The organism is Paraburkholderia lacunae (genome assembly GCF_003353175.1).
In the GTDB taxonomy this organism is placed as follows: Bacteria; Pseudomonadota; Gammaproteobacteria; order Burkholderiales; family Burkholderiaceae; genus Paraburkholderia; species Paraburkholderia lacunae.
On the sequence record NZ_QHKS01000023.1, the window covers coordinates 57,664 to 80,200 of the forward strand.

The 22,537-nt window shown below is 64.2% G+C and carries 23 protein-coding genes, 1 other RNA gene and 1 riboswitch; of the genes, 11 read left to right on the plus strand and 13 right to left on the minus strand.

What is annotated here, in order from left to right; translation table 11 throughout:
- Nucleotides 1–118: 118 nt before the first annotated feature.
- The gene (gene ilvD / locus DLM46_RS28590; protein WP_115106196.1) at nt 119–1,792 is read right to left on the minus strand and encodes a dihydroxy-acid dehydratase; all 1,674 of its coding nucleotides are present in this window, start codon (nt 1,790–1,792) and stop codon (nt 119–121) included.
- Between the two features lie 209 nt (nt 1,793–2,001).
- Here ilvD and DLM46_RS28595 point away from each other — a divergent pair, with 209 nt between their 5' ends.
- Together DLM46_RS28595 and lgt are read left to right on the plus strand one after the other, a co-directional pair.
- Complete coding sequence (locus DLM46_RS28595; protein ID WP_115106027.1) at nt 2,002–3,018, plus strand: LysR family transcriptional regulator; 1,017 nt, start codon at nt 2,002–2,004, stop codon at nt 3,016–3,018.
- Between the two features lie 113 nt (nt 3,019–3,131).
- A complete protein-coding gene (lgt, locus tag DLM46_RS28600) occupies nt 3,132–4,037 on the plus strand; it encodes a prolipoprotein diacylglyceryl transferase (protein WP_115106029.1) in 906 nt (301 codons plus the stop codon).
- A gap of 153 nt (nt 4,038–4,190) precedes the next feature.
- Here lgt and DLM46_RS28605 read toward each other — a convergent pair whose 3' ends face one another.
- The 5 genes from DLM46_RS28605 to DLM46_RS28625 form a co-directional block, all read right to left on the minus strand.
- Nucleotides 4,191–4,922 (minus strand): SIMPL domain-containing protein, encoded by a 732-nt coding sequence (locus tag DLM46_RS28605; RefSeq protein ID WP_115106031.1) that lies wholly within the window; start codon nt 4,920–4,922, stop codon nt 4,191–4,193.
- Nucleotides 4,923–5,124: 202 nt separating this feature from the next.
- A complete protein-coding gene (locus DLM46_RS28610; protein ID WP_115106033.1) occupies nt 5,125–5,583 on the minus strand; it encodes an EVE domain-containing protein in 459 nt (152 codons plus the stop codon).
- A gap of 94 nt (nt 5,584–5,677) precedes the next feature.
- Nucleotides 5,678–5,859: non-coding RNA, 6S RNA (gene ssrS, locus DLM46_RS28615), on the minus strand.
- Nucleotides 5,860–5,963: 104 nt separating this feature from the next.
- Nucleotides 5,964–6,278, minus strand: a complete 315-nt coding sequence (locus DLM46_RS28620; RefSeq protein ID WP_115106036.1) for a cell division protein ZapA — start codon at nt 6,276–6,278, stop codon at nt 5,964–5,966.
- A complete protein-coding gene (locus tag DLM46_RS28625) occupies nt 6,275–6,631 on the minus strand; it encodes an ATPase (protein WP_115106038.1) in 357 nt (118 codons plus the stop codon). The genes DLM46_RS28620 and DLM46_RS28625 overlap by 4 nt, the downstream gene beginning before the upstream one ends.
- Nucleotides 6,632–6,838: 207 nt before the next feature.
- Nucleotides 6,839–7,096: riboswitch (cobalamin riboswitch) on the plus strand.
- 88 nt (nt 7,097–7,184) lie between these two features.
- Between DLM46_RS28625 and DLM46_RS28630 the strand changes: the two genes are divergently transcribed.
- From DLM46_RS28630 to cobC, 6 genes are all read left to right on the plus strand, one after another.
- Nucleotides 7,185–9,104 (plus strand): TonB-dependent receptor domain-containing protein, encoded by a 1,920-nt coding sequence (locus tag DLM46_RS28630; RefSeq protein WP_115106040.1) that lies wholly within the window; start codon nt 7,185–7,187, stop codon nt 9,102–9,104.
- A gap of 27 nt (nt 9,105–9,131) precedes the next feature.
- Nucleotides 9,132–10,178: a FecCD family ABC transporter permease gene (locus DLM46_RS28635; RefSeq protein WP_115106042.1), complete on the plus strand. Its 1,047-nt coding sequence runs from the start codon at nt 9,132–9,134 to the stop codon at nt 10,176–10,178.
- The gene (locus tag DLM46_RS28640) at nt 10,175–11,014 is read left to right on the plus strand and encodes an ABC transporter ATP-binding protein (RefSeq protein ID WP_115106198.1); all 840 of its coding nucleotides are present in this window, start codon (nt 10,175–10,177) and stop codon (nt 11,012–11,014) included. Before DLM46_RS28635 ends, DLM46_RS28640 begins: the two co-directional genes overlap by 4 nt.
- 39 nt (nt 11,015–11,053) lie before the next feature.
- A complete protein-coding gene (gene cobT / locus DLM46_RS28645; RefSeq protein WP_115106044.1) occupies nt 11,054–12,115 on the plus strand; it encodes a nicotinate-nucleotide--dimethylbenzimidazole phosphoribosyltransferase in 1,062 nt (353 codons plus the stop codon).
- Between the two features lie 78 nt (nt 12,116–12,193).
- Complete coding sequence (locus DLM46_RS28650; RefSeq protein WP_115106047.1) at nt 12,194–12,970, plus strand: adenosylcobinamide-GDP ribazoletransferase; 777 nt, start codon at nt 12,194–12,196, stop codon at nt 12,968–12,970.
- Nucleotides 12,955–13,545, plus strand: coding sequence for an alpha-ribazole phosphatase (cobC, locus tag DLM46_RS28655; protein WP_115106049.1), 591 nt, complete (start codon nt 12,955–12,957; stop codon nt 13,543–13,545). Before DLM46_RS28650 ends, cobC begins: the two co-directional genes overlap by 16 nt.
- A 330-nt stretch (nt 13,546–13,875) precedes the next feature.
- On the opposite strand, the gene DLM46_RS28660 is transcribed toward cobC, so the two are convergent.
- Genes DLM46_RS28660 through cobU form a run of 4 tightly spaced genes read right to left on the minus strand, consistent with a single transcriptional unit; the run spans nt 13,876 to nt 17,435 of the window.
- Nucleotides 13,876–14,787 carry a cobalamin-binding protein gene (locus DLM46_RS28660; protein ID WP_115106052.1) on the minus strand — a complete coding sequence of 304 codons (912 nt, stop codon included), beginning with the start codon at nt 14,785–14,787 and terminating at the stop codon, nt 13,876–13,878.
- Entirely contained in the window at nt 14,784–15,941 is a 1,158-nt protein-coding gene (cobD, locus tag DLM46_RS28665; protein ID WP_115106201.1) for a threonine-phosphate decarboxylase CobD, read from the minus strand. The genes DLM46_RS28660 and cobD overlap by 4 nt, the downstream gene beginning before the upstream one ends.
- Nucleotides 15,942–15,945: 4 nt before the next feature.
- Nucleotides 15,946–16,881 carry an adenosylcobinamide-phosphate synthase CbiB gene (gene cbiB / locus DLM46_RS28670; RefSeq protein ID WP_115106054.1) on the minus strand — a complete coding sequence of 312 codons (936 nt, stop codon included), beginning with the start codon at nt 16,879–16,881 and terminating at the stop codon, nt 15,946–15,948.
- A complete protein-coding gene (cobU, locus tag DLM46_RS28675; protein ID WP_115106203.1) occupies nt 16,881–17,435 on the minus strand; it encodes a bifunctional adenosylcobinamide kinase/adenosylcobinamide-phosphate guanylyltransferase in 555 nt (184 codons plus the stop codon). Before cobU ends, cbiB begins: the two co-directional genes overlap by 1 nt.
- 229 nt (nt 17,436–17,664) lie before the next feature.
- Here cobU and DLM46_RS28680 point away from each other — a divergent pair, with 229 nt between their 5' ends.
- Together DLM46_RS28680 and DLM46_RS28685 are read left to right on the plus strand one after the other, a co-directional pair.
- The gene (locus DLM46_RS28680) at nt 17,665–19,125 is read left to right on the plus strand and encodes a cobyric acid synthase (RefSeq protein ID WP_208866344.1); all 1,461 of its coding nucleotides are present in this window, start codon (nt 17,665–17,667) and stop codon (nt 19,123–19,125) included.
- Between the two features lie 141 nt (nt 19,126–19,266).
- A complete protein-coding gene (locus tag DLM46_RS28685; protein ID WP_115106055.1) occupies nt 19,267–19,683 on the plus strand; it encodes a DoxX family protein in 417 nt (138 codons plus the stop codon).
- Nucleotides 19,684–19,838: 155 nt separating this feature from the next.
- Here DLM46_RS28685 and DLM46_RS28690 read toward each other — a convergent pair whose 3' ends face one another.
- A complete protein-coding gene (locus tag DLM46_RS28690; RefSeq protein ID WP_115106057.1) occupies nt 19,839–20,258 on the minus strand; it encodes a PaaI family thioesterase in 420 nt (139 codons plus the stop codon).
- 208 nt (nt 20,259–20,466) lie between these two features.
- On the opposite strand from DLM46_RS28690, the gene DLM46_RS28695 reads away from it, so the two are divergent.
- Nucleotides 20,467–21,105, plus strand: a complete 639-nt coding sequence (locus DLM46_RS28695) for a ParA family protein (RefSeq protein WP_115106059.1) — start codon at nt 20,467–20,469, stop codon at nt 21,103–21,105.
- Nucleotides 21,106–21,215: 110 nt separating this feature from the next.
- Here the strand turns inward: DLM46_RS28695 and panD are convergent, their stop codons facing one another.
- On the minus strand, nt 21,216–21,602 hold the full coding sequence (panD, locus tag DLM46_RS28700; RefSeq protein ID WP_094783245.1) for an aspartate 1-decarboxylase: 387 nt from the start codon (nt 21,600–21,602) through the stop codon (nt 21,216–21,218).
- A gap of 56 nt (nt 21,603–21,658) precedes the next feature.
- A complete protein-coding gene (panC, locus tag DLM46_RS28705) occupies nt 21,659–22,492 on the minus strand; it encodes a pantoate--beta-alanine ligase (protein WP_115106060.1) in 834 nt (277 codons plus the stop codon).
- Nucleotides 22,493–22,537: the final 45 nt, after the last annotated feature.

The window sequence follows — 22,537 nt, forward strand, 5'->3', positions numbered from 1 at the left end:
AAGGGGCGCACGGTTTCCCGTGCGCCCCTTTTTGCGCTCTTACGAAACGCTATGTCGCGCTTTTCGTCGCGCCGAGCCGCCGCGAATCGAGGCGAGTCTGCACGTCCTCAATGCGCGTTCAGCCCGTCACCGCGCCCTTGTTGGCGGGCAGCGCCAGCGCGGAGTACTTCGCCAGCACACCGCGCGTGTAACGCGGTTTCGGTTGTTGCCATGCGGCGCGGCGGCGCGCCAGTTCGGCGTCGTCGATGTTCAGTTGCAGGAGCAGCTTGTGCGCGTCGATGGTGATCGAATCGCCTTCCTGCACGAATGCGATCGTGCCGCCCACGAACGCTTCCGGCGCGACGTGGCCGACCACCATGCCCCACGTGCCGCCCGAGAATCGGCCGTCGGTGATGAGGCCGACGGTTTCGCCCAGACCCTTGCCGATGATCGCCGAAGTGGGCGCCAGCATTTCCGGCATGCCGGGACCGCCCTTCGGACCGAGGTAACGCAGCACCACGACGTCGCCAGCCTTGATCTTGTCGGCCAGAATCGCTTCCAGCGCGCTTTGCTCGTCGTCGAACACGCGAGCCGGGCCGGTGATGACCGGGTTCTTCAGACCGGTGATCTTGGCGACGGCGCCGTCTTCGGCCAGGTTGCCCTTCAGGATGGCGAGGTGGCCTTCCTTGTAGAGCGCCTGCTCGATCGGGAAAATCACCTGCTGGTCCGCGCGCGGCTTGCTCGGCACGTCCTTCAGTTCTTCAGCGATCGTCTTGCCGGTGATGGTGATGCAATCACCGTGCAGCAGACCTGCGTCGAGCAGGATCTTCATGACTTGCGGAATGCCGCCCGCCTTGTGCAGGTCGGTCGCGACGTATTGGCCCGACGGTTTCAGGTTGCAGATCACCGGCACTTTCTTGCGCATGCGCTCGAAGTCTTCAATGCTCCATTCCACTTCGGCCGCATGTGCGATCGCGAGGAAGTGCAGCACCGCGTTGGTCGAGCCGCCGGTCGCCATGATCACGGCCACGGCGTTTTCGATCGACTTCTTCGTGACGATGTCGCGCGGCTTCAGGTCCTTCTTGACCGCTTCGACCAGCACGCGCGCGGATTCGGCTGCCGAATCGACCTTTTCCTGATCGGGATTCGCCATGGTCGACGAATACAGCAGCGACATGCCGAGCGCTTCGAACGACGAGCTCATCGTGTTGGCGGTGTACATGCCGCCGCACGAACCCGTCGACGGGCAGGCGTTCTTTTCGATCCCTTCAAAATCTTCCTGCGACATCCGGCCGGCGGTGAATTCGCCCACGGCTTCGAACGACGACACGATGGTCAGGTCGGTGCCCTTCCAGTTGCCCGGACGGATCGTGCCGCCGTACACGTAGATTCCCGGCACGTTCATGCGCACGAGGCCGATCATGCCGCCCGGCATGTTCTTGTCGCAGCCGCCGATCACGACCACGCCGTCCATCCACTGGCCTTGCACGCAGGTCTCGATACAGTCGGCGATCACTTCGCGCGACACGAGCGAGTACTTCATGCCTTCGGTGCCCATCGACATGCCGTCCGAAATGGTCGGCGTGCCGAAGATCTGCGGATTCGCGTCGGCGCCCTTGACCGCGGCGACCGCCGCGTCGGCCAGACGCTGCAGGCCGGCGTTACACGGCGTGATGGTCGAATGGCCGTTGGCGATGCCGATCATCGGCTTGTCGAAATCTTCTTTCTGATAGCCGAGTGCGTAGTACATCGAGCGGTTCGGCGAACGCGCCACGCCTTGCGTGATGTTCTTCGAACGACGGTTGTATGCCATGGGGAACTCCAATCTGTTTTGTTTTGATCCGTACTGCGTGTTCGGTTGCTGCTTTCCTGCGATGTTTGCTGCGGTTTTTGCCTTGCCGGCGCGGGCTGGCGGCTGCATCAGTCCAGTGTAGTTCTGACGCGTGGCGCAAGGATGCAGTTTTGCGAAGCGCGTGTCCAATATATTATTCAAGCTCGATTAGGTCGTAAAATGTATTAATCATGCTGCCTGCTATCCCCGATCTGCGCCAATTGCGCTATTTCGTCACCGTCGCCGAAGAAAAACACTTCGGGCGGGCGGCCGCGCGCCTTTCCATGACGCAGCCGCCGCTCTCGCAGGCCATCCGGGCGCTCGAGGAGACGCTCGGCGTCGAGCTGTTCGCGCGGACCAAGCGCTCGGTCGAGCTGACGCCGGTGGGCGCCGATCTGCTGCCTGAAGTGCAGCGCCTGCTGGCGAGCGCGGAGGGGCTGCGGCCGCTGGCGCAGAGTCTCGCGCGCGGCGAGGCGGGCGTCTTGTCGCTGGCGTTCGTCTCCACCGCGGATTACGGCCTGCTGCCGCTGTTGCTGCGCGATTTCGGCGCGCGTCATCCGCGCGTGCGGCTCGAGCTGACCGAGGCGACCAGTGACGTGCAGGTCGACGAACTGGTGGCCGGGCGCATCGATGCGGGCCTCGTGATCGCGCCGCTGCCGTCGCGGCATGCCACCGAGCTTTCATGGCTGCCGATCGCGCGCGAGCCGCTGGTGATCGCGATGTCGTCGGAGATGGCGGCGCGTTTGGGCAGCATGGCCGGGTCTGACGCCGGGTCTGACACCAGATCTGACGCGAGGTCTGCCGCAGACCCGCAAGCAGAATGGCTGGACAGGCCGATCAGCCTGCGCGACGTCGCCGACGCGCCGCTTGTGATCTTCCCGAGACGTCTGGCGCCAGGCTTTTATGACATCATTATGGATTGCTACGGCGTGGCGGGCCTTGCGCCCCGGGTCGGCCAGGAAGCGATCCAGATGCAGACGATCGTGAGCCTCGTGTCGGCCGGCATGGGTGTCGCACTGGTGCCGCAATCGTTGCGTAATCTGCGCCGCACCGGCGTCGTGTACCGGCCGCTCAGCGAATCGGTCCCGGCGATCGAGACCGGCCTCGTCTGGCGCACTGCGGAGGTGAGCCCGGTGCTGGCGGGCTTCATCGAGATCGTGCGTGCGCATGCGGCCACCGTCGAGCCAGATGGCGCACCGCGTACGTAGATCTGCCGCGAACGCATTTCACGCCTGACCGTCCAATGCTTGCGCTGCACGATGCGCCCGCCGCCCGCTATTGGAAATTCCGCTTCTGAACCTGAACTGCCCATAACAACACGATGCTCATTCACCCGAATTTCGACCCCGTTGCCATTCATCTGGGGCCGCTCGCAGTGCGCTGGTACGGACTGATGTACCTCGTCGCGTTCATCGCGGCGATCGTCGTCGGCCGCTTGCGGCTGCGTTTGCCGTACGTCGCCGCGCAAGGCTGGACCGCCAGAGATATCGACGACATGCTGTTCTATGGTGTGATCGGCACCATTCTCGGCGGACGGCTCGGCTACGTGCTGTTCTACAAGGCGAGTTTTTATTTCGCGCATCCGCTCGACATCTTCAAGGTGTGGGAAGGCGGCATGTCGTTTCACGGCGGCTTCCTCGGCGTCACGTTGGCGATGGTGCTGTTTGCGTATCAGCGCAAGCGCTCGTGGCTGCAAGTCACCGATTTCGTCGCGCCGATGGTGCCGACCGGGCTTGCGGCGGGACGCCTCGGCAACTTCATCAACGGCGAGCTGTGGGGCCGCGTGACGGATCCGTCGGCGCTGTGGGCGATGCTGTTTCCGGGCGCCGCGCCGGATGACGCTGCATGGCTCGCCGCGCATCCGCAGTTGGCCGCGCAATGGCATCTGAACGAAGTGTTCGCGCAATATCACATGCTGCCGCGCCATCCGTCCGAGTTGTATGAGATCGCGCTCGAAGGCGTCGCGCTGTTCTTCGTGCTGTTCTTTTTCTCGCGCAAACCGAAGCCGATGGGCGCGATTTCCGCGATGTTCCTGATCGGCTACGGCCTCGCGCGCTTCACCGTGGAATTCGCGCGCGAACCGGACGATTTCCTTGGGCTTCTGGCAATGGGACTCTCGATGGGCCAGTGGCTGTCGCTGCCGATGATTCTCGCGGGCATCGTGATGATGGTGTGGGCGTACCGCCGCGCACGCCGTGAACCGGCTCAGACGGTCGGCGCGAACTGATCGCTACGGTTCGTCGTTTGCGTGGTGATGTCGTCATGCGCCCCCTGAAGCGGCGCGGGCGTCAGCGCCAATTAATGCTACGGTTTGTCGTAGCCAATGAAAAACGCCACGGCATGCCATGGCGTTTTTTTGCAGTAGTCCGTGCGGCGCGCGTTACTTCATCTGCACCGAACCCGACACATTGACCGTCACGGTGGACGTACCGCCTTCGATCGGCACTGGAGCCGAGGCCTTCGCGTCGGCGCTCATGGCACGTGCGCTCATCATCATCATCGGACGCGGCATGATGCCGTTGTGCCCGACATTGACCTCGCGGATCGAATAGCCGCTGTAGCCGAACGCCTGTGCCGACGAAGAAGCCTGCTCGCGGAACGACTTGATCGCTTCGCCGGTGAGCTTCTGTTCGGCGGTGCGCTGCGCTTCAGGCGACAGCGAGAATTGCACATTGCCGACCTGCATGATCGATGCCACCTGACCCGCGAGCTTCGACGCGGCGGCGAAGTCGTGCGATTCGAGCACGACTTCCGTACGGCCGCGCCATGCGGAGATACGGCCGTCGCGATCGGTGGACGGATAGATCGAGAACGAACCCGTGCGCGCCGTCACGCCATTCACACCCTTGGCTTTTTGCAGCGCCGAATCGGCGCGCTGATTCAGCGTTGACGTGAGTGCCGACGGATCGCTCGCTTCCTGCTCATAAAACAGCGTGATATTGACGACGTCTTGCGGCACTTCCGCGCTGGCCTGGGCATTCAGCGACAGCACGCCCGAGGGCTGATACTGAGTCACGCCTTGCGCGCGCGCCATGGCCGGCGTCAATGCGAGGGCCGCGGGGGCCACGCACACAACAGCGAGTGCGAGTGCACGTGCAGTGTTTTTTGTCATTCTCGGACTCCTTGCTTGGACAGGTTATGCGCGATTGGAGCAAACGCGCTGCAATGGCACGGCGTTTGCAGGTCCATTTGCGAGTCCGTTAGGCGCTTGTAACCTCGGCTTGGTTCCCCAATTTGACGTTGCTTCAAGGTTGGGGTTTGCTTCTGCTTTGCGCTCGCGGCAGCGACAACGCGCCGCACGTACACATGCAGCTTCAAACAAGCCGCTTCGTGATGAAGCGCCATTCGGCTTCGGTCACCGGCGTGATCGACAAACGGTTGCCTCTCGCCAGCACGCGCATGTCCGCGAGCTCCTCATGTTCGCGCAACGCGGCAAGCGGAATCAGCGGGATTTTCTTCTTGAACACTACGTCGACGAGCAACCAGCGCGGCGTTTCCGGCGACGACTTCGCGTCGTAGTAGGGGCTCTTCCTGTCGAACTGCGTCGGATCCGGATAAGCCGTGGACGACACCTCGGCGAGGCCCGCAATGCCCGGTTCGGGGCAGCTCGAGTGATAGAACAGCACGCCGTCGCCGACCTGCATCATGTCGCGCATGAAATTGCGCGCCTGATAGTTGCGCACGCCGGTCCACGGCAACGTGCGTTGCGGTGCATTGGCGAGATGGTCGATGCTTGCTTCGTCCGGTTCGGACTTCATTAGCCAGTAGCGCATGAATCGAATTGAACCTTAAGCAGGTGAAGTTGCGAAAGAAACCGGAAACCCAAAGAAAAACGGCATCGAACCGAAGTCCGATGCCGTTCTAAATAAGGTCCCCGCCTTAGCCGCTAGGCCGGCATCCTGAACCGGGGGTTCAGAATTGGTCGCAGTTAGCAGCACTTCGGGTACATCAGACAGAGTGACGCGCACACCCGTGCTACAAATTTCCACAACCGTGCACATGGCATTGGTTCAAGGAATATATGACCTTGGCGAACCAGGCAGGGAAGCTAAACCGATGAAGCTAAAACGATTGAACTCAAACGTTCGCGCGAGTCTTTGCTCATGCACTCCGCTTGAATCCGCAGCCGATCTCAGGAACGGCCACTAGACACTTACTGCATGCTGTACTGTTGAATCACAGTACCCAGCTGCTCATTCATTTGATGCATTGTACGCCGGATTTCTTCAGCGGGAAATGCTTCTCCGTGTCTCACGCTCGTTTGCAGCTTAAGCAGTTCCGATGCCAGCGACAGCGCAGCCATGACGGCAATGCGATCCGTGCCGCGCACGTTGCTGCTATTGCGGATCTTCAACATTTCGGCGTCTACGCGCGCCACCGCTTCGAGCAGCGCCGCTTCGGTTTCCGGCGAGCAGGCGAGACGATACGGCACGCCGAGAATCGAGACTTCGATCTGCTTCGTGGTCATGCATTTTCTCCGTGGCGGGTGGCGGCGCTGTCCGCTTCGACCTCGTGTTGCTCGGGTTCGAGCAGATCGAGCTGATTGTCAGGCTCTGCCTGTGCGCGTGCCCGCGGCAGTTTTTCGAGAATCGCATTCAGGCGCACCTGTGCGTCGTCGATCTTTGCCGACAGCGCGTCGCGTTCCGCTTGCAGCGCATCGCGTTCCTCGCGCAGCAACGCGAGTTCGGTACGCGTGGCCTCCGCTTCGGCGCGCGTTTGGGCGAGCTGCTCTTCGAGCGCGAGTCGTGCTTCATTGTGGCGCTGACTGATCGCAATCAGCTTGCCGATATTTTGTGAGAGTGTTTCGAGTTCGGTGAGCATGTGCTGCGTCCTCTAAAGACATCGCATTTTAGCGCGGAATGTCGCAGGTTCCGACAATTGTCTCGTTTCGAGACGTAACAACCTCGCTTTGTGCGGGATTTTATCGACCTTATGACGAAAAACGGCCGCTGCATCGGACAATAACCTGCACTTAACAGAACGGATCGAGCAAGGATTGACCATTCTTGACGGACCCCCAGGGCGCTCCTAAACTGGCCGCACTTTGGTGCTCGCGCGTGCTTTTCGACTAGTGCGCGCAGTTAAACGGGAAGCAGGGCGCGACGTTCGCTGAACGCGCCAACCTGCGCTGCCCCCGCAACGGTAAGCGACCGCATGTCGTCATGCAGGTCGATCCCGATCGTGTGTTCGAAGCTGAACGTGCGAGTGTGCCACTGCGCGTCACGCGTGGGAAGGCGGGATCGATGTGTCGCCAGCCCGGATACCGGCCAGAGGGAGAGATCCGTTGCGCGCAATGGGTTGCAAGCGCGGACGTCTCGTTACGCATCGGCCTGCGGGGAAGCGGGCCGCGCACGCCATTCATAGGAATCGTCCCATGCTGTGCCCCATCGCCCGCGCGGCGCTGCTCGCCTTTGCGGGTCTGCCGTCCGTCGCGCACGCCCAGGCCGCGTCTTCTTCGTCTTCTTCTTCAGGTACGTCTTCAGCCACGTCTTCAGTTGCTGCGCCGGATAGCGGCGCAGCGAGTTCATCGCCAACTGTGTTGTCGCCCGTCGTAGTCACCGCCGGGCGCGGGCCGCAGCCGCTCGCCGATACGATCGCGCAGACCACGCTGTTCGATCAGCAGGACATCGCCGACACGACCGCGACCGATTTGCCCGGTCTGCTGCAACTCGCGCCTGGCGCACAAATCTCGCGCACGGGCGGCCCGGGTTCGACCGCGAGTCTGTTTCTGCGCGGCGCATCGTCCACGCAATCGTTGGTGTTGATCGACGGCGTGCGGGTCGATTCGGTCAGCCTCGGCGCACCGCAACTTGCACAGATTCCGCTCGATCAGGTCGACCACGTCGAAGTGGTGAACGGCAACGTGTCCGCGTTATATGGCTCGGGCGCGATCGGCGGCGTCGTGCAGGTGTTCACGAAAGACGGTGGTGATCATCCGCCGCGTTTTAATTTCTCGGTGGGCTACGGCAGTTATCACACGCAGACGCAACAGGCCGGCGTGAACGGCGCGTTGGACGAAGACGGCAAGACCACCTTCAGCATCTCGCTCGCGCGCTCGAAAGACGACGGCTTCTCATCGCTCAATCCGGGCGAGGCGCCCAACGCAAATCCGAATGCGAACGGCTATCTGAACGAGAGCATTTCCGCTTCGCTGCGCCACAAGTTCAATGACAAGTGGGACGCAGGCGTCACCTATTTCCAGTCGAACGGCAACGATAGCTACGATAACGCGTACGGCGTGCCGACCGATCTGAACAACCTCTTCACCAAGGTGCGGCAGATGTCGGTATTCGCCAACGGCGAAGTGACGGGCTGGTGGACCACTCACTTCATCGTCTCCGAAGGCGACGATCGGAGCGTATCGAACACCAACGGCATCTACAACGGCCGCTTCGATACCGACAATCGCCAGTACACATGGCAGAACGATTTCGCGCTCGCCGCGCAGCAGAAGCTACAGGTTGGCTACGAGCATCTCGATCAGAGCCTCGACTCGGATACGTTTGCGGCGCCCAACCGGCATGTGGATTCGGGCTTCGTCGGCTATAGCGGGCGCTTTGGGCGCAATCAGATTCAGGCCAACGTACGGCGCGATCAGTATTCCGATTTCGGCGGAGCAAACAGTTACTATCTCGGCTACGGTTTCGACATTGCCGAGCATTGGAAGGTGAGCGCAAGCTATTCGGATGGGTTTCGCGCGCCGAGCTTCGACGATCTGTACTATCCGATCAGCGGCAATCCGTCGATCCAGCCGGAGCGCAGTCATTCGATCGATGCAGCGTTGCAGTATGCGTCGAATGCCTTGGGTGTGATGCGCCTGAGCGCGTTCCAGACGCGCTATTCGAATCTGATCGACTACCGGCAGGTGACGCCTGGCATCTATCTGGCGGAGAACGTCGGTCATGCGAAGGTGCAGGGGCTCGAAGGGGCGTGGAGCGGTCATGTCGGCAGGACGGATGTGCGTGCGTCGGTGACGCTGCAAAATCCCGTCGACCTCGATAACGACGTCGACCTCGTGCGGCGTGCGCGGCGTTTCGCGTCGCTGGCGGTGAATCGCAGTCTTGCGGGGTGGCGCGTCGGCGGCGAGTGGATCGTCAGCGGCGCGCGCGACGATAGCAGCGGTAAGCTCGGCGGTTACGGTGTGGTGAATCTGTCCGCGCGCTACAGCATCACAAAAGCGTGGTACGTGGCCGCGCAAATCCAGAACCTGTTGAACAAGGATTATGAAACGGCCTACTCGTATAACTCGCCGCGGCGCAGTGCGTATGTCACGGTCGGTTGGCAGCAGCAGTGACGGGCGCGTCGGCGTGAGATCGCGCGGATGAACCGCGGCTCGGGTCCGAGGCTCGCGACGGCGATGCCCAACATGAGCGCGAAGCGTGCGGCCGCGATCTGGCTCGCGCTCGCCGTGCTCGCGCTGATTGTGCTGATGGCGTCGCTCGCGCTCGGCAGCGTGCCGCTCGCGCCCGCGCGCGTGCTGGCGGCGCTCGTGCCTTCGCACGCGGTATCGGCGGACCTCGCGGGCGAAATCGTGCGGACCTTGCGTCTGCCGCGCGCGCTGGCCGGCTTCGCGTGCGGCGCGCTGCTCGCGTTGGCCGGCGCGCTGTTGCAGGTGCTGCTGCGCAATCCGTTGGCCGAGCCCTATGTGCTGGGTGTGTCGGGCGGTGCGGCGGCTTTTGCGCTGGTCGCGATGATCGCCGGTTGCGCGTGGTGGATCGTCGATGCCAGCGCGTTCGCGGGCGCGTTCGTGTCGATCCTGCTGGTGCTCGGACTTGCGCGCCGAGAGTTGTGGCGGGGCGAGCCGCAGGACACGTCGCCGCGCTTGCTGTTGACCGGCGCGGTGATCGCGGCCGGCTGGGGCGCCGTCATCACGTTGCTGCTCAACCTTGCACCCGACAATCGTCTGCGCGGCATGCTGTTCTGGCTGACCGGCGACCTCAACGGCGGCGCCATGCCATGGGCCGCGCTCGCGGCGCTCGTCGTCGTGCTGATCGCGATCGTGCCCGCTGCGCCGCGGCTCAATGTGCTGCTGCGAGGCGATGCGGCCGCGCAGGCGCTCGGCGTCGCGGTGCTGCCGCTGCGCTTGCGTGTCTATCTGGTGGCGTCGCTGGCGGCAGCCGCGGCGGTGACGACAGCGGGCACCATCGGCTTTGTCGGCCTGGTGGTGCCGCATATGTTGCGGCTTGCCTTCGGCAACGATCAGCGCATGCTGTTGCCGGCCGCCGCGCTCGGTGGCGGTGTCGCGGTGATGGGTGCCGACCTGATTGCGCGCACGGCCATTGCGCCGGCGCAATTGCCGGTCGGCGTGATTACGTCGATCGTCGGCGTGCCGGTGTTTTTGTGGATGCTGCTGCGCAGGCGCCGATGATGCAAGCACACCACTCCGCCCATGCCGCGCTCAGCGCGCAACGCCTGACGTTGCGCGCCGGCTCGCGAACGCTGCTCGATGCGTTCACGCATACGTTCTACGCAGGCGAGATCTGGTGCATCGCCGGCCCGAATGGTGCGGGCAAGACGACGCTGATCTCGACGCTCGCCGGCCTCTCGCATCCGGCGGCGGGGCACGTCGAGCTCGACGGCGCGCGTCTGGCCGACTGGCAACCGCTGCCGCTCGCACAGCGTCGCGCGTTGATGCCGCAGAGCGCGCACGATGCGTTCAGCGCGAGCGTGCTCGATATCGTGATGCTCAACCGCTTTCCGCATCTGACCGGCTGGGGCTGGGAACGCGACGCTGACCGCGCCGCCGCGCATGACGCGCTGGATGCGCTGGGCCTCGGCGAATTCGCGGCGCGCGACGTGCTGTCGCTGTCGGGCGGCGAACGGCAACGTGTTGCGCTGGCCGCGGTGCTGTGTCAGCAAGCGCCATTGTTGCTGCTCGACGAACCGCTGTCGCATCTCGATCTGCATCATCAGATCGAGTGCCTCGATGCGTTGACCGCCTGGACACGCGAGCCTGGGCGTACAGTAGTGTTTTCGTGTCACGACCTGAATCTGGCGCGCCGTTTCGCGACGCATGCGCTGCTGCTCAACGGCGCCGGCGGCGCTTATGCCGGGCCGGTGCATGATGTGTTGACGCCGGCGCTGACGAGTCGTGCATTCGCGTACCCGTTGATTCTGCTTCGCGACGGTGAGCACGAGGCGTTGATTCCCGCGCCGCGGCCGCGTCACGAATCGCCTGGCGGTGATGACACGCAGGCAAGCTGAGCGCTTCACGTAAAACAATCTCTCTTCCGAAAAACGCCTATGACTTCTTTGCCAGGTTTGCTGCCATTGCCCAAGGTCGAACCGCTCGATCAAACGTTGCGCGCCGAACTGCAACACATCATCGATACCAAGACCAAGCCGCCCGGCAGCCTCGGTCGGCTCGAGACGCTGGCGCGACAAATGGGCCTGATCCAGCGCACCACGCGTCCTACGGTCGAACGTCCGGCGATGATCGTGTTCGCCGGCGACCACGGTATTGCGGACGAAGGCGTGAGTCCTTATCCGCAAGCCGTGACCGCGCAGATGGTCGCCAACTTCCTCGCGGGAGGCGCGGCGATCAATGCATTGAGCCGCGTTGCCGGCGTCGAGCTCGAGGTGGTCAATGCGGGGGTTGCGACGCCGTTGCCGTCCAGCGAAGGCCTGATCGACATTCCGGTCGCGCCCGGCACCCGCAACTTCGCGCACGAACCCGCGATGACGCATGGCGAGGCGCTCGCCGCGATGCAAGCGGGCGCTGCTCGCGTGCGCCATCATGCGGCGCTCGGCAGCAACGTGATCGGCTTCGGCGAGATGGGGATTGCGAATACGTCGTCGGCTGCGTGCTTGATGAGCCGCCTGTGCGGTGTGCGGATCGATGAATGCGTCGGCCGCGGCACCGGTCTCGACGATGCGGGCCTTGCGAAAAAGCGCAACGTGCTCGCCTCGGCGCTCGCGCGTCACGCTGTCTGCGTGGATCCGCTCGACGTGCTCGCCACGTTCGGCGGCTTCGAAATCGCGATGATGGCGGGCGCGTATCTCGCTGCCGCCGAAGCGCGTATGACGATCCTCGTCGACGGTTTCATCGCCACTTCGGCGTTGCTGGTCGCCGATGCGTTCGCGCCCAACGTGCGCGAGTATTGCGTGTTCGCGCACGCGTCGAACGAAGCGGGGCATGGGCGCATGCTCGACCATTTCGGCGCGCTGCCGTTGTTGTCGCTCGACATGCGTCTCGGCGAAGGTACGGGCGCTGCTCTCGCGGTGCCGTTGCTGCGCGCCGCCGTTGCGTTCGTCAACGAGATGGCGAGCTTCGAATCGGCAGGCGTCGCCAATCGCGATGCTTAAGCGATCCTGCAATAAGCGGCCTTGCGAGAGCTCGCTTCGCAATAAGCCGCCTCGCCGGATCGCAGGCTCGGCCCGTCCATGAATCCGCTCGCGGAACTGCGCTACTTCTTCACGGCCCTCGGCTATTTCACGCGGGTGCCGGTGCCGCGCTGGGTCGGCTACGAGCCGCACTACCTGAACGCGGCGGCGCGCTATTTTCCGCTCGTGGGCGTGCTGGTCGGCGGCTTGAGCGCGCTGGTCTATCTCGCGTCGTTGCGCGTGTTTCCGGCGGGCGTGGCGGTGCTGCTCTCGATGGCGGCGTCGCTCGTCGTCACCGGCGCGTTTCACGAAGACGGTCTGGCCGATTGCGTCGATGCGTTCGGTGGCGCCTATACGCGCGACGACGTGCTTCGCATCATGCGTGATTCACGCATCGGTGCATTCGGCGCTATCGCACTCGTGATCGCGCTGGCATTGAAGTGGCAAGCGCTCGCCGCCATGCCGCCGATGCGCGCGGCAAGTCTGATGATTGCGGCGCATGCGGCCAGCCGCGCCAGCGCGATCGGCTATCTCGCCACCCTCGACTATGTGCGTGCCGAAGGCAAAGCCAGGCCGGTCGCGCAACGCTTGAGCGGTTCCGCGTCGATTTGCGCGGCGGTGTCCGGCTTGCCGTGGCTGCTCTGGCCGAGCTGGCGCGACGGGCCCGACTGGCGATTCGCCTGCGTCACACTCGCGGTATTGGCGGCGCTGCATTTTGCCATGGGCCGTTATTTCGTCAGACGCATCGGCGGGTACACCGGCGACTGCCTGGGTTTTGCGCAACAGATCTTTGAATTGAGCATCTACCTCGTGGGGCTTGCATGGATATCGTCCTGATCCGTCATCCCGCCGTCGCGCTCGATAGAGGCGTGTGTTATGGCCAGAGCGATGTGGCGCTTGCCGAGGATGTGGAGATGTCCGCGAGCGCGCTGGCCTTGAAACTCGCGACCTTGCAGGTGCCGCCGCCGCGCGTCTTGATGTCGAGTCCGCTGACGCGCTGCGCGTCCCTCGCCGCTGCAATGGCGAACGATTTCGGCTGCGCGCTCAGTCACGACGACCGTCTGAAGGAAATGAACTTCGGCGCCTGGGAGCAGCAGCGCTGGGACGCCATCGATCGTGCATTGCTCGACGAGTGGGCGGCGAACTTCGAACATGCGCGAGCGCATGGCGGCGAGAGCGTCGCGCAATTCGTCGCGCGGGTGCGCGCGTGGTTCGAGGCATTCGCGCAGACGCGCGAGTTGACGCCGGCGTATGTCGTCACGCATGCGGGGGTGATTCGCGTGATTGCATCGCTGGTGCTGGATGTGCCGGTGGAGCGTTGTCTGAACTGGTCGCTGGAAATGGCCGGAATCGTGTGGCTGCACCGGGACGATGATGGGCAGCAATGGTCGCTGGTGAGGTGGAATGCCTGAGTGCCGCGCCTGGGTGGCTCGCCGCCTCCCGGCGGTCGGACACGCTAACTAGCTGAGATACTATTCGCGCCACTTTTTCTGAGAATTTGTCGCGAAAAATCTTATTCGTGCCACTTTAATCGTAAAAAGTGGCACGAATAGCTCTATTTGTGCCACCTGGCGGCCGCGGGAGACCTGTCCTCTTTCGTCGACGCGATCCAGTCCGATCTGGACCATCTCTATTTGGGTAACGTCGCGCGTTACCGGTTGCGGCTTTCCGAATTCGAGCGCTGGCCGTTCAAACGCGCGGATACTGCCACGCGCTGACGGCTCGCCGCGCCTGTCCCAGCGTCACTGTGCGCCGCTCGTCCTGCGCGAACGCGCCATATCCAGGTCCTCACATAGCTGCTTCGCCCCTAGCGCGATGCGTGGCGCCGGGCGGTTGATCAGGTCGCCGTCGATGGCGAACAGGTTGTTGTTCGCCACCGCTTTCAAGCCCGGCCATGCGCGCCAGCTGTCGAGTTGCGGCAAGGTCGTGGCGGGCCTGGTCGCGCCGGGCGCGGCGGTGACGATCGCCTCCGGATCGGCGGCGAGCACCGCTTCGGTCGAGACGGTCGGCACCAGCGGTTCCAGTTTAGCGAACACGTTGCGGCCGCCACACAGTGCAATCGCATCGCTGACCATGTGCTCGCCGTTGAGCGTCATCAACGGTTGATCCCACACCTGGTAGAACACGCTGACAGGCGGTCGGCTCGCGTACCGCATTCGCAATTGCGCGATGTCGTGACGGAACGCAGCGGCTGCGGCATCCGCGGTCGGTGAGGTGCCGAGCAATTGCCCGAGTCGGGTCAGCGACACGGCGACATCGTCGAGATGATGCGGCTCGCTGAAGAACAACGGCACATGCATGTCGCGCAGACGGTCGAGTTGACGCTGCGCATTGCCATGCCGCCACACGACAATCAGATCGGGCTTCAACGCGGCGATGCGTTCGAGATCGAGCGCCTTGTTGTCGCCGACGCGCGGCAGCTGTTTCGCTTCAGGCGGATAGTCGCTGTAGGACACCGCGCCGACCAGTTTCGCGCCGCCGCCCGCGGCATAGAGCAATTCGGTGACGTGCGGCGCGAGGCTGATCACGCGTTGCGCGGGGGCGGGCAGGGTGACGGTCGTGCCGGTGTCGTCGGTCACGGTGATGGCGGCGTTCGCGTGCGGCGCGCCGGCAAAAAGCGCGGCGGCGATGGCGAAGCGGGGGAGACGGATCATCGGGTGCCGACGCTATCGATCATGCGCATGCTGTCGCACAAACTCTCGTCGAAGCGCGTCCATTCAGCCTCGCTTGCCGGCAAGCCGAAGCGTACGCTGCCGGACGCCGCGAACAGCCGCGTCCAGACGCCGCGCCGCGCCAACTCGTCATGCAAAGCGGCGGCGCGTGCATCGGCGCACCACGCGAAAAGCGGCGTGCTGCGCGTGGCAAGACCTTGTGCACGCAACAGGTTCACGAGACGCGCGCTGTCGGCAGTGAGCCGGGCACGCATTTGCCGCTGCCAGGCTTCGTCTTCAAACGCGGCTTTGACGGCATGACGAGCCGGGCCGCTGACGGTCCACGCGCCGAGCGCACGACGCAACGCGTCGAGCAACGCCGGCGCTCCAAGTACGAAGCCCGCGCGCACCCCCGCCAGGCCGAAGAATTTCCCCGGCGAGCGCAAGACGATCAAGCCGTCGCGATCGGCGCATGCCGCGAGCGACGCTGACGGCATGGTATCGGCAAAGGCTTCGTCGACGAGCAGTGTGCCGCCGCGCGCGCTCAGTTGCGCGTGCCATTGCAGCAGCCTGGCGGCGCTCAGTTGCTCAGCAGTCGGATTATTCGGATTGACGACAACCACATGCGTGAGCGCGTCGGGCAAAGTCTCGCAAGACACGTCGAGCGGCAAAACCCGGTGTCCGGCACGCTGGAAAGCGGGCGCATATTCGCTGTACGTGAGCGGCGCGATGCCGGCCGTCGCACGCGGCAGCAACGCCGGCAGCGCGCGAATCGCCGCCTGGCTGCCGGCGACGGGCAGCACGTGCGCGGCATCGGGCGCGCCGTAGTAACGCGCGGCGCAGGCGGCGAAGCCGTCGCCTTCGTCGGGCAGGCGGCGCCACGCATCGGCGGGAACGGGCGGCACCGGGTAGCCGTGCGGATTGATGCCGGTCGACAGATCGAGCCAGTGCGCGTACGGAATGCCGTAGCGCTCGGCGGCTTCGTGCAGGTTGCCGCCGTGGACCACGGCGCTGGAATCGGCCGTGAAATCGGCCGTGAAATCGGCTGTGAGATCGGCCGCGAGATCGGCTGTGAAATCGGCCGTGAGATCAGCAGTGAGATCGGCCGTGCGATCGGCTGTGCGCCCAGCCGTGCGCTCATGTATGCGCTCGTTCATGCGCTCAACCATGAAAAGGCACGCTCAGCAAAGCCAGCACGATCAGCACCGCCAGCCAGAGAATCACCGTGCGCTCGACCAGCATCAACGCCGCCGTCACATGGCCGGCGTTCGCCGACCGTCCGGCACCGAGCGTCGGCCGATGTTCGAGCGTGCCGTGATAAACCGCCGCGCCGCCGATCAACACGTTCAGACTGCCGGCGCCCGCGGCCATCACCGGTCCGGCGTTCGGGCTGTCCCAGCGCGGCGCCTGCTCGCGCCAACAGCGCCACGCCGTGCGCGTGTCGCCGAGCAGCGCGTAACTCGCCGCGGTGAGACGCGCCGGTATCCAGTTGAGCACGTCGTCGAGCCGCGCGGCGGCCCAGCCGAAGCGCAAATAGCGCGGTGTGCGATAGCCCCACATCGCGTCGAGCGTATTGGCCAGACGAAAACCGAGCGCGCCCGGGCCGCCCGCGATCGCAAACCAGAACAGCGTGCCGAAGATCGCGTCGTTGCCGTTTTCGAGCGCCGATTCGACGGCGGCGCGCGACAGCGCGGCTTCGTCGGCATGCGCGGTTTCGCGCGACACGATGCGCGAGGTCAGCAAACGCGCTTGCGCGAGATCGCGTTGCTGCAACGCCTGGGCGATCGGTGCGATGTGATCGTGCAGACTTCGCGCGCCGAGCGCGAACCAGAGCAACGCGACGTGTACGGCGCAGGCCGCCAGAAACGGTAGCACGCTGACCAGCCACCAGGCGATCAGCACCGGCGGCATGACCGCCAGCGACCACGCGAGCATACCCTTGGGCCGCAAGCGCCGGCCGGTGTTGTAGCGCGCTTCGAGGCGCATCGCGAGTTTGCCGAAGCCGACCAGCGGATGCGCGAGGCGCGGCTCGCCGAACCAACGGTCGAAGGCAACGCCGGCGGTCGCCAGCGTCACGAGCATAGGGAGCGAGAGCATCACGCGCGGCCAGCCGTTTTCAATGCGAGCGGCAAGCCCGCGAGCATCATCGTGACCTGGGTGCTCGACGCGGCGATACGTTGATTGAGCCGCCCGAGTTCGTCGACATAGAGCCGCGTGGCGGCGCCAAGCGGCACGACGCCCAGGCCGATTTCGTTGCTGACCACGATGATCTTTCCTTTGGCGTCGAGAAGCGCGGCCTCGAATGCAGTGAGATAGGCCTGATAGCGATCGATGGGCATACCGTCGCAATCAGGCGGACACAATAAATTGGCGAGCCACAACGTCAGACAGTCGATCAGGATGCAGTGGCCGGGCGCGTCAGTTTGCGTGACGGCGCCGGCGAGATCGACCGGCGCTTCGAGCAACTGCCAGTGCGCCGGACGCCGCTCGCGATGGTGCGCGATACGCGCGCTGAATTCAGCATCGTCAGCCACGCGCGCGGTGGCGACGTAGGTGACAGCGAGCGCGCTGTCGTTCGCCAGCTGTTCGGCATGCATGCTTTTGCCCGAACGGGCGCCGCCGAGAACGAAGGTGAGGTCGCGGGAAGTCATCGTGTGATTGTACCGGCGCGCACCCGCTCCCGGCGCGATGGGATAATGCCGCGTTCGAATTGCTTCATCGCCGCTTTGTAGCCGCTTCATAGCCGTTTAGTTGCCGCCTCATTGTCGCTGCGTCCCTGCTTCGCCGCCGCTTGATTGCCTTTTTCACCGCTGAGCTCAATTTTCCGTGACCACTACTTCGATCGTGCATGACGATGTACCCGTGCCGCGCGGCACGCTGATGATTCAGGGCACAACGTCCGATGCGGGCAAGAGCACGCTGGTCGCCGGCTTGTGCCGGCTCGCGCGGCGCGCCGGCGTGCGGGTCGCGCCGTTCAAGCCGCAGAACATGGCGCTCAACAGCGCGGTGACGATCGACGGCGGCGAGATCGGCCGCGCGCAGGCCTTGCAGGCGCTCGCCGCGGGGATTGCCGCGCACACCGATCTCAATCCGGTGCTGCTCAAGCCGACCAGCGACCGCGGCGCGCAGGTGATCATCCACGGCAAGGCGCGCATGAATCTCGATGCACGCGCATATCACGACTACAAGCCGGTGGCGTTCGAGGCGGTGCTGGAATCGTATGCGCGTTTGCAAGCGGCGTACGACACGATTTTCGTCGAAGGCGCGGGCAGTCCTGCCGAAATCAATCTGCGTGATCGCGACATTGCCAACATGGGTTTCGCGGAAGCGGTCGATTGCCCGGTCGTGCTGGTGGCCGATATCGATCGGGGCGGCGTGTTCGCGCATCTGACCGGTACGCTCGCGTGTTTGTCGGCGAGCGAGCAGGCGCGCGTGCGAGGCTTCATCATCAACCGATTTCGCGGCGATGTCGGTTTGCTGAAGCCCGGCCTCGACTGGCTCGAAGCGAAGACCGGCAAGCCGGTGCTCGGCGTCGTGCCGTATCTGCACGGCCTCACGCTCGACGCCGAAGACATGCTGCCGCCCGAGCTGCGCGCAGCGCACAGCGGCGAGCCCGGGCGCATGTTGCGCGTGGTCGTGCCGGTGCTGCCGCACATCAGCAATCACACCGATTTCGACGCGCTGCGCGCCCATCCACAGGTCGATTTTCATTACGTGAGAAGCGGCACGCCGCTGCCTCCAGCAGATCTGATCATCCTGCCGGGGTCGAAGAACGTGCCGGGCGACCTGGCGTTTCTGCGCGCACAAGGCTGGGACGCGGTGCTGGAACGACATCTGCGGTACGGCGGCCGCGTGATCGGCATTTGCGGCGGCATGCAGATGCTCGGTCGCGAGGTCGCCGATCCGCATGGTGTGGAAGGCGCGCCGGGCACGTTCGCAGGCCTCGGCTGGCTCGACTACGCGACTATCCTGACGCGCGAGAAAACGCTGAAGAACGTGACCGGACGCCTCGCGTTGCCGGGCGCGGCCGAGGTGGCCGGCTACGAGATTCACATGGGCGCGACGCAAGGCCCGGCGCTGGCTTCGCCCGCGCTGCAACTGGGCGAAGCGCAACCCACGCATCCCGACGGCGCGATTTCCGCCGATGGCCAAATTCTCGCCACCTACGTGCACGGTCTGTTCGACACCCCGGCCGCCTGCGCCGCGCTGCTGGCGTGGGCGGGGCTGAGCGACGCCGCGCGGCTCGACTACCCGGCGCTGCGCGAAGCCTCGTTGGAGCGCCTCGCCGACACGCTGGCCACGCATCTCGATCTGCCGAAGCTGTTCACGGCGATTGGCTGATCTGCGTTTGTCCGGTTGGACCGATTAACTCTCAATAAGAAATAATCAAAGCGTCCGAGGCGATTTTTCGCTCGTGGAGGTTCGAATAAAGTTCTTTGCATCGACGGCGGCAATACGCCGCCTCACTCCAAAGGACCTGACATGAATTCGAACCGCTCCGCAGATCTGGCTGCTTTACTGCTTCGCCTCGCCTTGGGCGTCCTCTATCTCGCGCATAGCCTGCAGAAGATTTTTGTTTTCACGCTGCCTGGCACGGCGCAGTTTTTTGTTTCGCTGGGCCTGCCGGGCTGGCTCGGTTATCTGACGGCGTTCGTCGAGCTGATCGGCGGCATCGCTTTGTTGCTGGGCGTGCAGGTCCGCTGGGTCGCGCTGGTGCTGCTGCCGTTCATGCTCGGCGCGATGTCGGCGCATCTGCATAACGGCTGGGGATTCGCGTCGCCGAATGGCGGATGGGAATATCCGGCGTTCTGGGCGGTGACGCTGGCGGTGCAGTCGCTGCTCGGCGGCGGCGCGCTGGCGTTGAGCGGGGCGAAGGCGCCGCGCGCCGTAGCTGCCTGATTCACCACCTGATTCACCGCCTGAGTCACTTGAGCCGCTGCACGGGCGGTTCGCCAGGCCGCCGGACCGCTCCGGTGGTCCGGTCCACCGGGCACGAAAAAGCACGCGCCATGAGGCCGCGTGCTTTTTTTATGGCGCGGCGGCGCGCCATTCAGTCAATACAACACGATCTGGGTGCAGCGAAACAGCGCCATCGTCTTGCCGTTCGGATCGGTGACGGTGGCGTCCCACACCTGCGTGCTGCGGCCCAGATGCGCAGCCTTCGCGACCGCGCGGATCGTGCCTTCGGTGGCGGTGCCGAGGAAGTTGCTTTTCAGCTCGACGGTCGTGAAATTGCGCGCCGTCTCGGGCAAATGCGCGAGGCACGCGTAGCCGCAGGCGGTGTCGGCCAGACCGATCACGGTAGCCGCGTGCAAAAAGCCGTTCGGCGCGAGCAATTCACTGCGCACGGTCAATTCCGCGGTCAAGGTGCCGTGCTCCAGTTCGAGGACATGCACGCCCAGCAAGCCGGGCAGCTTGCCCTGTTGGCGTTCGTGCAGGCGGTCTATCGTGTATTCGGGGCGCAGTTTGCTCATGAAATTCGGGTCCTCGATGGAATAATCGGCTGCAGGGGGCCGGTAATTAGCCGTCCGGGACTTCGGCCCTGATGGATTTGTCGATATTATCAACGGCTGGATCGGCAAGTGTCCCGGAACCGGTGCGGATCGGGGCACGCCGGCGCAACTCAGAGCACAAGGCGCGGCAAACCGGCTGGCGGCGCCAGCCTTCTTCCCGGGAGAATTCATGACGGTGATCGTGGTGGCGAATCCGAAAGGCGGCGTGGGCAAAAGCACGCTGTCGACCAATCTGGCGGGCTATTTCGCGGCGGCAGGCGAATGGGTCGCATTGGCGGACCTGGACAGGCAGCAGTCCGCGCATGCGTGGCTGTCGCTGCGGCCCGCCACGCTGCCGGCCATCGAAACCTGGGAGGTCGATCAGAACGCGCCGGTCAAGCCGCCAAAGGGCCTCGAGCATGCGGTGGTCGATACGCCGGCCGGCTTGCATGGCCACCGCCTGAATATCGCGCTGGATCTGGCGGACAAAGTCATCGTGCCATTGCAGCCGTCGATGTTCGATATTCTCGCCACCCAGGACTTTCTCGAGCGCCTGGCGAAGGAAAAAGCGGTCCGCAAGGGCGCGATCGAGATCGGCGTGGTCGGCATGCGGGTCGACGCGCGCACACGCTCAGCGGAGCAGCTGCATCGATTTGTCGAGGGTTTGCAGCTGCCGGTGCTCGGTTTTCTGCGCGATACGCAGAATTACGTGCAACTGGCCGCGCACGGCCTGACCTTGTGGGACGTCGCGAAAAGCCGCGTGGAGAAGGATCTGGAGCAATGGCAGCCGATCGTCGAATGGACGAACGGGGCCGGCAGCAAGGCCTGAGGGCGCGTTGCCAGAAGGATTGGCAGGCGGGTCAAGAAGGGTTAGCCGGCGGGTGGGTTCGCAGGCGGCTCGGCCGCCCGCTGCATGGAATCGCGCGACGGTTCCCGGTCTCAGGTCCAGTTCTGGGTCGGCACGTGATCGCGGCTGCCCTTGATCCTGTTGTTCTCGTCGACGAACACCAGATCCGGTTTCCAGCCTGCCTTCAGCTCCGCTTCGTCGACCACCGCGAACGCCGCGATGATCACCAGATCGCCCAACTGCGCGCGCCGCGCCGCCGACCCGTTCAGCGAAATCATGCCGCTGCCGCGTTCGCCCTTGATCGCGTAGGTCGAGAAACGCTCGCCGTTGTTGATGTTCCAGATATCGATCCGTTCGTTTTCGACGATGTTCGCGGCTTCGAGCAAGTCTTCGTCGATCGCGCACGAGCCTTCGTAGTGGAGCTCGCAGTGCGTGACCGCGACGCGGTGGATCTTCGACTTCAGCATGTTGCGTTGCATGACCAATCCCTTGTGGCTTCTTGTGCGCGTTCGCGCGGACCAAGACAGCGTCAGATTCAGATTTCGAGGTTGTCGATCAGACGGGTGGCGCCGAGCTTGGCGGCGGCCAGCACCACCAGTTCCGCGCTCTCGTCTTGCGGGCCCGGCGGCAGCAGGTTCGAGCGCTTGCGCACTGCGATGTAATCGGGCTGCCAGCCGCGCGTGGCCAGTTCCGCTATCGCCGCCTGTTCGAGTTTCGCGAAGTCGCGCTCGCCCGACAGCACCGCGTCGCGCACGCGATTGAGCTCGGCGGCCAGCATCGGCGCCTCGGCGCGCTCGGCGGCTTGCAGATAGCGGTTGCGCGAGCTGAGCGCGAGGCCGTCGGTGTCACGCACCGTTTCCGCGGCGATGATGTCAGTGGGCAGCGCGAATTGGTGGCACATGCGGCGCACGATCATCAACTGCTGGTAATCCTTCTTGCCGAACACCGCCACGCGTGGCTGCACGCACGACATCAGCTTCATCACCACGGTGCACACGCCCTGGAAGAAGCCCGGCCGGAATTCGCCTTCGAGAATATCGCCCAGATCGTGCGGCGGATGCACGCGATACTCCTGCGGTTCCGGATACAGGTCCCTTTCCGTCGGCGCGAACAGCACGTAGACGTTTTCCTTCTGCAGCTTTTCGATGTCGGCTTCGAGCGTGCGCGGGTATTTGTCGAAATCTTCGTTCGGACCAAACTGCAAGCGGTTCACGAAGATACTCGCCACCACCGGATCGCCATGCTGGCGCGCCAGACGCATCAGCGACAGATGACCCTCGTGCAGATTGCCCATCGTCGGCACGAAGGCGGTGCGATTCTGGCCGCGCAACTGGTCGCGCAATTCATGGATCGAGCTGATGACTTTCATGATCGGACAGGGATTTCCTCGCGCGGCGCAAGACTCGGTCGACGC

Excerpts from the sequence above, each read along its gene's own strand:
- cbiB (WP_115106054.1), bottom strand. The coding sequence starts at position 16,881 with ATGCTCTCGCTCCCTATGCTCGTGACGCTGGCGACCGCCGGCGTTGCC.
- DLM46_RS28620 (WP_115106036.1), bottom strand. The coding sequence starts at position 6,278 with ATGACCACGAAGCAGATCGAAGTCTCGATTCTCGGCGTGCCGTATCGT.
- DLM46_RS28695 (WP_115106059.1), top strand. The coding sequence starts at position 20,467 with ATGACGGTGATCGTGGTGGCGAATCCGAAAGGCGGCGTGGGCAAAAGC.
- cobU (WP_115106203.1), bottom strand. The coding sequence starts at position 17,435 with ATGACTTCCCGCGACCTCACCTTCGTTCTCGGCGGCGCCCGTTCGGGC.
- DLM46_RS28690 (WP_115106057.1), bottom strand. The coding sequence starts at position 20,258 with ATGAGCAAACTGCGCCCCGAATACACGATAGACCGCCTGCACGAACGC.
- cobT (WP_115106044.1), top strand. The coding sequence starts at position 11,054 with ATGACTTCTTTGCCAGGTTTGCTGCCATTGCCCAAGGTCGAACCGCTC.
- DLM46_RS28610 (WP_115106033.1), bottom strand. The coding sequence starts at position 5,583 with ATGCGCTACTGGCTAATGAAGTCCGAACCGGACGAAGCAAGCATCGAC.
- DLM46_RS28685 (WP_115106055.1), top strand. The coding sequence starts at position 19,267 with ATGAATTCGAACCGCTCCGCAGATCTGGCTGCTTTACTGCTTCGCCTC.
- panC (WP_115106060.1), bottom strand. The coding sequence starts at position 22,492 with ATGAAAGTCATCAGCTCGATCCATGAATTGCGCGACCAGTTGCGCGGC.
- ilvD (WP_115106196.1), bottom strand. The coding sequence starts at position 1,792 with ATGGCATACAACCGTCGTTCGAAGAACATCACGCAAGGCGTGGCGCGT.
- DLM46_RS28630 (WP_115106040.1), top strand. The coding sequence starts at position 7,185 with ATGCTGTGCCCCATCGCCCGCGCGGCGCTGCTCGCCTTTGCGGGTCTG.
- DLM46_RS28650 (WP_115106047.1), top strand. The coding sequence starts at position 12,194 with ATGAATCCGCTCGCGGAACTGCGCTACTTCTTCACGGCCCTCGGCTAT.
- DLM46_RS28680 (WP_208866344.1), top strand. The coding sequence starts at position 17,665 with ATGATTCAGGGCACAACGTCCGATGCGGGCAAGAGCACGCTGGTCGCC.
- DLM46_RS28625 (WP_115106038.1), bottom strand. The coding sequence starts at position 6,631 with ATGCTCACCGAACTCGAAACACTCTCACAAAATATCGGCAAGCTGATT.
- DLM46_RS28640 (WP_115106198.1), top strand. The coding sequence starts at position 10,175 with ATGATGCAAGCACACCACTCCGCCCATGCCGCGCTCAGCGCGCAACGC.
- panD (WP_094783245.1), bottom strand. The coding sequence starts at position 21,602 with ATGCAACGCAACATGCTGAAGTCGAAGATCCACCGCGTCGCGGTCACG.
- DLM46_RS28660 (WP_115106052.1), bottom strand. The coding sequence starts at position 14,787 with ATGATCCGTCTCCCCCGCTTCGCCATCGCCGCCGCGCTTTTTGCCGGC.
- DLM46_RS28605 (WP_115106031.1), bottom strand. The coding sequence starts at position 4,922 with ATGACAAAAAACACTGCACGTGCACTCGCACTCGCTGTTGTGTGCGTG.
- DLM46_RS28635 (WP_115106042.1), top strand. The coding sequence starts at position 9,132 with ATGAACCGCGGCTCGGGTCCGAGGCTCGCGACGGCGATGCCCAACATG.
- cobC (WP_115106049.1), top strand. The coding sequence starts at position 12,955 with ATGGATATCGTCCTGATCCGTCATCCCGCCGTCGCGCTCGATAGAGGC.
- lgt (WP_115106029.1), top strand. The coding sequence starts at position 3,132 with ATGCTCATTCACCCGAATTTCGACCCCGTTGCCATTCATCTGGGGCCG.
- DLM46_RS28595 (WP_115106027.1), top strand. The coding sequence starts at position 2,002 with ATGCTGCCTGCTATCCCCGATCTGCGCCAATTGCGCTATTTCGTCACC.
- cobD (WP_115106201.1), bottom strand. The coding sequence starts at position 15,941 with ATGAACGAGCGCATACATGAGCGCACGGCTGGGCGCACAGCCGATCGC.